This is a genomic window from Microcoleus sp. S13_C3, assembly GCF_036700905.1.
GTDB lineage: Bacteria > Cyanobacteriota > Cyanobacteriia > Cyanobacteriales > Microcoleaceae > Microcoleus.
This window is the reverse complement of sequence record NZ_JAUBPT010000138.1, coordinates 1-5,877: the sequence shown is the minus strand read 5'-3', so window position 1 is coordinate 5,877 and position 5,877 is coordinate 1. Positions and strand designations below refer to the sequence as shown.

The 5,877-nt window shown below is 46.1% G+C and carries 4 protein-coding genes and 1 pseudogene; 2 read left to right on the top strand and 3 right to left on the bottom strand.

The annotated features are described in order from the left end of the window. Positions 1 to 268: 268 nt before the first annotated feature. The 3 genes from QUA16_RS28075 to QUA16_RS28065 all read right to left on the bottom strand — a co-directional run bounded on the left by QUA16_RS28075 (position 269) and on the right by QUA16_RS28065 (position 4,333). A complete protein-coding gene (locus QUA16_RS28075) occupies positions 269 to 874 on the bottom strand; it encodes a hypothetical protein (protein WP_333107529.1) in 606 nt (201 codons plus the stop codon). 191 nt (positions 875 to 1,065) lie between these two features. Next, complete coding sequence (pcrA, locus tag QUA16_RS28070) at positions 1,066 to 3,432, bottom strand: DNA helicase PcrA (RefSeq protein ID WP_333107530.1); 2,367 nt, start codon at positions 3,430 to 3,432, stop codon at positions 1,066 to 1,068. A 517-nt stretch (positions 3,433 to 3,949) separates the two neighbouring features. After that, positions 3,950 to 4,333: a YkvA family protein gene (locus QUA16_RS28065; RefSeq protein ID WP_333107531.1), complete on the bottom strand. Its 384-nt coding sequence runs from the start codon at positions 4,331 to 4,333 to the stop codon at positions 3,950 to 3,952. A 152-nt stretch (positions 4,334 to 4,485) separates the two neighbouring features. Between QUA16_RS28065 and QUA16_RS28060 the strand changes: the two genes are divergently transcribed. After that, the gene (locus QUA16_RS28060) at positions 4,486 to 5,232 is read left to right on the top strand and encodes an SIMPL domain-containing protein (protein ID WP_333107532.1); all 747 of its coding nucleotides are present in this window, start codon (positions 4,486 to 4,488) and stop codon (positions 5,230 to 5,232) included. A gap of 370 nt (positions 5,233 to 5,602) precedes the next feature. Next, positions 5,603 to 5,877, top strand: a pseudogene (locus tag QUA16_RS28055) (RNA-guided endonuclease TnpB family protein); the annotation flags it as partial.

The window sequence follows — 5,877 nt, the reverse complement described above, 5'->3', positions numbered from 1 at the left end:
TGCGATGTTGCATTATTGTTAATAAGTCTTTTATGAACAGGCTTTTCGGCCTGTTCCACAAAGAGTGAATGTTATTGTGGAACAGGCCGAAAAGCCTGTTCTTGAGAATGGTGCAAGATGTGAGATAAGATCGATCGAGGGGCGATTCTCTGCGGGAGAGTCTTGAATCATTTCTTTTGAGTCCCCTCTGTTCGGAGGCAAGGTTGTGTAGTAACGGTTTTAACCGCCGACTCCGATCGGGAGTTTTCAACGCAGAATTTGATATATGCTAATTTTCGCACACCATCCACACTAAAAATCCCAATATTTTATCTACCGGAGGTAGCGGATAGTCGGTAAGATCGATCGTCACTATTTGCCCTTCCAGCTTGAGAAACCGCCAAGCTGTGCCGCTGGAAACGCTGCCGTAGATGACGGAAATCGATCGCCCTTTGGCTTCATTAAATCTCTGGGCCGCCACCATTTCAGCAATACATTGACCCAAACCTACTTTCAAATCTCCTTTTTTAGCTTCCACCATCACAATTACCGGGGCCTCAACGTCTAATTGTTCCGGGGAACGGCTGATGATAAAATCGCAAACTCCTGTAAGTCCAACAGCCACATCAACATTAAATTCCTCACCCGAAAACACGCTGATTTGTTGGTTCAGAATCCTGCGAACTTCCAGCAATACAGGGTTAATAATAGCTTCAGAACGGGCTTTTTCGGTGCTAGTGGCGATCGCCCAAGGCAAATTTGTCTCCAGCATGGTCTGCAAGGCTGTTGCGGGTGCGATCGGTTCGATTTCCGGCAGAAATCTGATTCCTTCCACTACTGTAAGATTGAAGGCTTCTTTAACCTTGCCGATGGTCGTAAATTGACTGTAAGACATAAGAGTTTAGGTTTTTATTTCTACTTTTTACTTAGATAAAACGAAGGTTGAAACCGCGTTTACACAAACGAGATACCCGACGTGGACTAAAGATAAAACGTAATTCTTACCGCATTTTAACCGCCCATTCTTCAACCCGCTATTCTAGGGTTTTGCCTGTATCTACGCGGTTTAAACCGCCGGATTTTCTATTACACTCGCTGCAAGTTAGCTGTTCTGGGATCGATGATTTTTCTGCCCAAACCTGAAAACTTAATGGCCAGATTAGTTTTATCACCTTCTCCCAAAACGTGCGTAATTTCTCCAACTCCAAAAGCATGATGAAAAACCCGATCGCCCGTTTGCCAATCCGCCGATTGTCCATTGTTTCGCGCTTGAGAAGTGCCGGAATTTGCTGCTGAATTATTAGTTTTTCCTTTAGATGCAGCCGTTTTCCCCGCTTTAGTTTTCTTCGCAGTTCCAGCCAGCAAATGTGTCGGCAATTCCCCTAAGAATAGCGAAGGGGTGCAGTGTTCCCGGTAGCCTCCCCAGAGGCGACGTTCGCGAGTGTGGGTGAGAAATAGCAATTCCTGGGCGCGAGTGATGCCCACGTAGCACAAACGGCGTTCTTCTTCGATCGCTTTCGGGTCGTCCAAACTGCGGAAATTGGGAAATAAACCCTGTTCCATTCCGACTAAAAATACTACGGGAAATTCTAACCCTTTTGCAGAGTGTAGCGTCATCAGCGATACGCGGGAATCTTCTTCCTGCAAGTCATCTAAATCGGATGCTAAAGATGCTTTTGCTAAAAATGATGTCAGCGTCGGTTCTTCGTTTTGTTCTTCAAATTGCAGCACAGCATTGTACAATTCTCTGACGTTTTCTATCCGATTTTCTGCTTCCTCGGTTCCTTGATTTTTCAAATCTTCAATGTAGCCTGAATCTTGGATAATTCCTTGGACAATTTCCGAAGCCGGCAGAGTTTCAACTTGCGATTGCCAACGACCAATCATTTCGGCAAACTTAATAATAGCTTTTGCCGATCGCCCTGCGAGAGTATTGACAGAAGATTCATCGCTGAGGATTTCCCACAACGGAATGCCTAACTGAGTTGCAGCGTCTTCGATTTTGGAAAATGTGGTATCCCCAATGCCGCGACGGGGAGTATTGATGATGCGTTTGAGGCTGACGCTATCGTCGGGATTGGCAAGCACCCGCAGGTATGCTAGGATATCTTTGATTTCTTTGCGATCGTAAAACTTCAGGCCGCCGACAATATTGTAAGGAATGTCTAAACGCATTAACGCTTCTTCAAAGGATCGAGATTGAGCGTTTGTGCGGTAGAGAATCGCAAAGTTACTGCCGTTTTCGTATTCGGAATTTTGGCGCTTTAAGGAATGAATTTGACCTGCTACAAATTCCGCTTCATCTAATTCGTTGTCTGCCCGCCAGACAACAATCGGAGCTCCCGGTTCGCGAGTCGGCCGCAGAATTTTTTCGATCCGTTCGGTATTGTGTTCGATCAAGTGGTTCGCGACTTGCAGGATGTTTTCGCGCGATCGATAATTTTCCTCTAATTTTACCATTGTCCGAGTTTTCTCGTCGGACAAACCATCTCCAAAATCCTCTTGAAATTCCAGCAAGATGGTATAATCAGCCATCCGAAAGCTGTAAATTGATTGATCGACATCGCCCACAACAAAAATCGAGCGGTTTTGCCATTTATCGAAGCTTTTTGGGTCAGCGTTATTTGTCACCAACATCCGAATCAAATCGTATTGAGTGCGGTTAGTATCTTGGTATTCGTCAACTAAAATATGGCAAAACTTTTTATGCCAGTAACTTAATACTTGCTCGTTTTGGCTCAAAAGTTTAACGGGAACGAGGATTAAGTCGTCAAAATCTAGGGCATTGTTGGCGGCTAAAGCGTCTTGGTAGCGACTGTAAACATCCGCAATCACACGACCTCGATAATCCGGTTCTGCTGCTTGGTATTCTTGAGGCGACAAACCTTTATTTTTAGCGTTGCTGATGATATACCGGACTTTTCGCGGGTCAAATTTCTTGTCGTCGAGGTTCAGTGTTTTTGTTACAATTTGTTTGACAAGACTTTGAGCATCTGACTCGTCAAAAATCGAAAAGTTTTTTTTCCACTGGCGGCCTTTTTCGTCTTGGTATTTTTCAATATCGTAGCGGAGAATGCGGCCGCACAAAGAGTGAAAAGTCCCCATCCAAATGTGTTTGGTAATTCTTTGGTAAATTTGCGATCGCAATTTCGTCTGCACATCCGGGGCTAAGTCTACCAAAGGTTTGCCATATTCGGCTTCAGCTTGCTGAGTTGCCAGCAATTTCTCAATTCTTTCTTTCATCTCCCTGGCTGCTTTATTGGTAAATGTCACCGCCAGAATATTTTCAGGATCGACTCGATGGGTGCGAACTAAGTTAGCAACTCGGTAAGTTAGAGCTCTGGTTTTGCCGGAACCAGCGCCCGCTACTACTAACAGGGGCCCGTTATAATGGGCGACTGCTTGGCGCTGAGATGGGTTGAGGTGGCTGAGGAAATCAGTGGTTTGAGTCATAGCTAGAAAGTTAGTTTAATTTTTTAAGCGGTAAATAATACTTGGTATGGAATACCGCGATTTTTTTTAAGGTAAGGTGCGCTCGCCCTACAATATAATATCAGATCAGACGGCGGTTTAAACCGCGTCTACACAAACGATGTCCGCCTCCGCGGACTTAAGAGAATAGCGTAAAACATAATTTTCACCGCCTATTCTTTAACCCGCGGAGGCGGGTTTTGTCTGTATAGCCGCGGTTTCAACCGCCCGGTATTCTAACGTTTAAATATTCGTATCAGCCACATTGCTGCTAATATTCTCAAGCCAATCCCGATGGCAATAATTACAGCAGATGCAGTGCGCTCGCCCTACTACAATATAATATCAGATCAGACGGCGGTTTAAACCGCGTCTACACAAACGATGTCCGCCTCCGCGGACTTAAGAGAATAGCGTAAAACATAATTTTCACCGCCTATTCTTTAACCCGCGGAGGCGGGTTTTGTCTGTATAGCCGCGGTTTCAACCGCCCGGCATTCTAACGTTTAAATATTCGTATCAGCCACATTGCTGCTAATATTCCCAAGCCAATCCAAATGGCAATAATCACAACAGCTGCAGCCCGATTTATCGGTTTTCCTCGCTCTATTTCTGCGGCTGCTTTTTCCCGACACTCTGCTAAAACCTGTGGCGGAATCATCTTCAGTACCAGCCAAATTCCCAAGGGTACAATTATCAAATCGTCCAAGTAGCCGAGAATTGGTATGAAATCGGGAATTAAGTCGATCGGGCTAAAAGCGTAGGCAACCGTAAGCCCTGCTAAAATTCTGGCGTACCAAGCTACTCTCTGGTCTGTACTGGCTAAATAAACCGCGTAAGTCTCTTTCTTAAGTCGGCGGGCAACTTGTTTTAAGGATTGCATATAATGACTAATGACTAATGACTAATGACTAATCACTAATGACTAATCAGTAATACTTTTTTAGTTGCTAAAAATGTAACAACCCGGATATTTAGCATTTTCAGTGGGAAGGTAAAGTATAGCATCTGTTGTATGTGAGGAGAATCAAGTTTATGAGTTCAAATTTGCAACGTCGCGATCGCATTAATTTCCGTAGTCTGCTAACAGCGTTGTGTTTAACCTTAACTCTCGTGAGTTTTGTGAGATTAGATCCGGCGGTGGCGGCCGGGGAACAGGGGATCAGAACGTTGACTGTTACTGGGCGGGGTGTGGAAGCGATTCCTACAACTCAAACACAAGTGAGGCTGGGGGTTGAGGTGCAGGGGAAAACGGCGGCCGAGGTGCAGCAGGAAGCGGCGAGGCGATCGTCCGCTGTGGTAGAGTTGCTGCGATCGCGCCAAGTCGAAAAACTCGAAACTGCCGGCATCACCCTGAGCCCGACTTACAGCTACGAAAACAACCAGCAGCGCTTGACGGGCTATACGGCGACAAATACCGTCAGTTTTCGGATTAATACTGCATCTGCCGGCACTTTGCTCGACGATGCGGTGAATGCCGGAGCCACACGCATCGACGGTGTGAGTTTTGCGGCCGCCGAAAGTGCGATCGAATCTGCTCGAAAACAAGCACTCAAAAAAGCCACTCAAGATGCTCAAGCGCAAGCGGATGCAGTCTTTAGCGCCCTCAACCTGAAGCGGGGAGAGATTCTGGGCATTCAAGTCAACGGTGCGATCGCGCCGCCTCCAATGTACCGGCAATTGGCTGGTGCTCGCGCTGCTGGTGCTGATATTATTACAACGCCAGTGGTGGGAGGGGAACAGCAGGTAGAAGCTTCTGTGACTTTGCAATTTGGATATTAAATAGTTAGGGGTTGAACTGGCCACCTCAGCTTGATCCTAACTATTTCTCGATTTATCAAGCAGCTTTTTCTACAAAAAACTTTAGCCGTTTTAACCACTTCTGCCAGTAGTCTAGAAACGAAATCTCTCCTTCTTCAGGGGGAGAGTTCCTCAATAAATAGACTCTCTGTTAAACCGTAGGCGATCGCATTCCTCATACACAGAAAAGAGTGGACTCTTTTCTCAGATCCACTCTCTGTTAAACTCTCTTAGCGCTAGCTTTAACAAGCTGGAGTTAAGCCCTTACTTTACCAAAATAATTGGGTTTAAAGCCCCGTCCTTGTAGGACGGCTTTCTGTGTTATACTTACGCTGACACGACAGGCGTAACTATGTTGGTATTTGAGGCAAAACTTGAGGGAACGCAGCAACAGTACCAGAGGCTAGACGAAGCCATCCGCACCGCTCGCTTCGTTCGCAATAGCTGTCTCAGATACGGGCTCGACAACTTGGGAATCGGCAAGTACGAGTTAAGCGCCTACTGCGCTGTCCTGGCCAAAGAATTTCCTTGGGCTGCTAAACTCAACTCTCAAGCGCGTCAGGCTTCTGCCGAAAGAGCTTGGTCTGCAATTGCGCGGTTCTACGACAACTGCAAAAAAGGCAAACC

Bases quoted from the DNA above. Each gene is read 5' to 3' on its own strand.
- QUA16_RS28075 (WP_333107529.1), bottom strand. From the start codon at position 874: ATGTCTTACAGTCAATTTACGACCATCGGCAAGGTTAAAGAAGCCTTC.
- pcrA (WP_333107530.1), bottom strand. From the start codon at position 3,432: ATGACTCAAACCACTGATTTCCTCAGCCACCTCAACCCATCTCAGCGC.
- QUA16_RS28065 (WP_333107531.1), bottom strand. From the start codon at position 4,333: ATGCAATCCTTAAAACAAGTTGCCCGCCGACTTAAGAAAGAGACTTAC.
- QUA16_RS28060 (WP_333107532.1), top strand. From the start codon at position 4,486: ATGAGTTCAAATTTGCAACGTCGCGATCGCATTAATTTCCGTAGTCTG.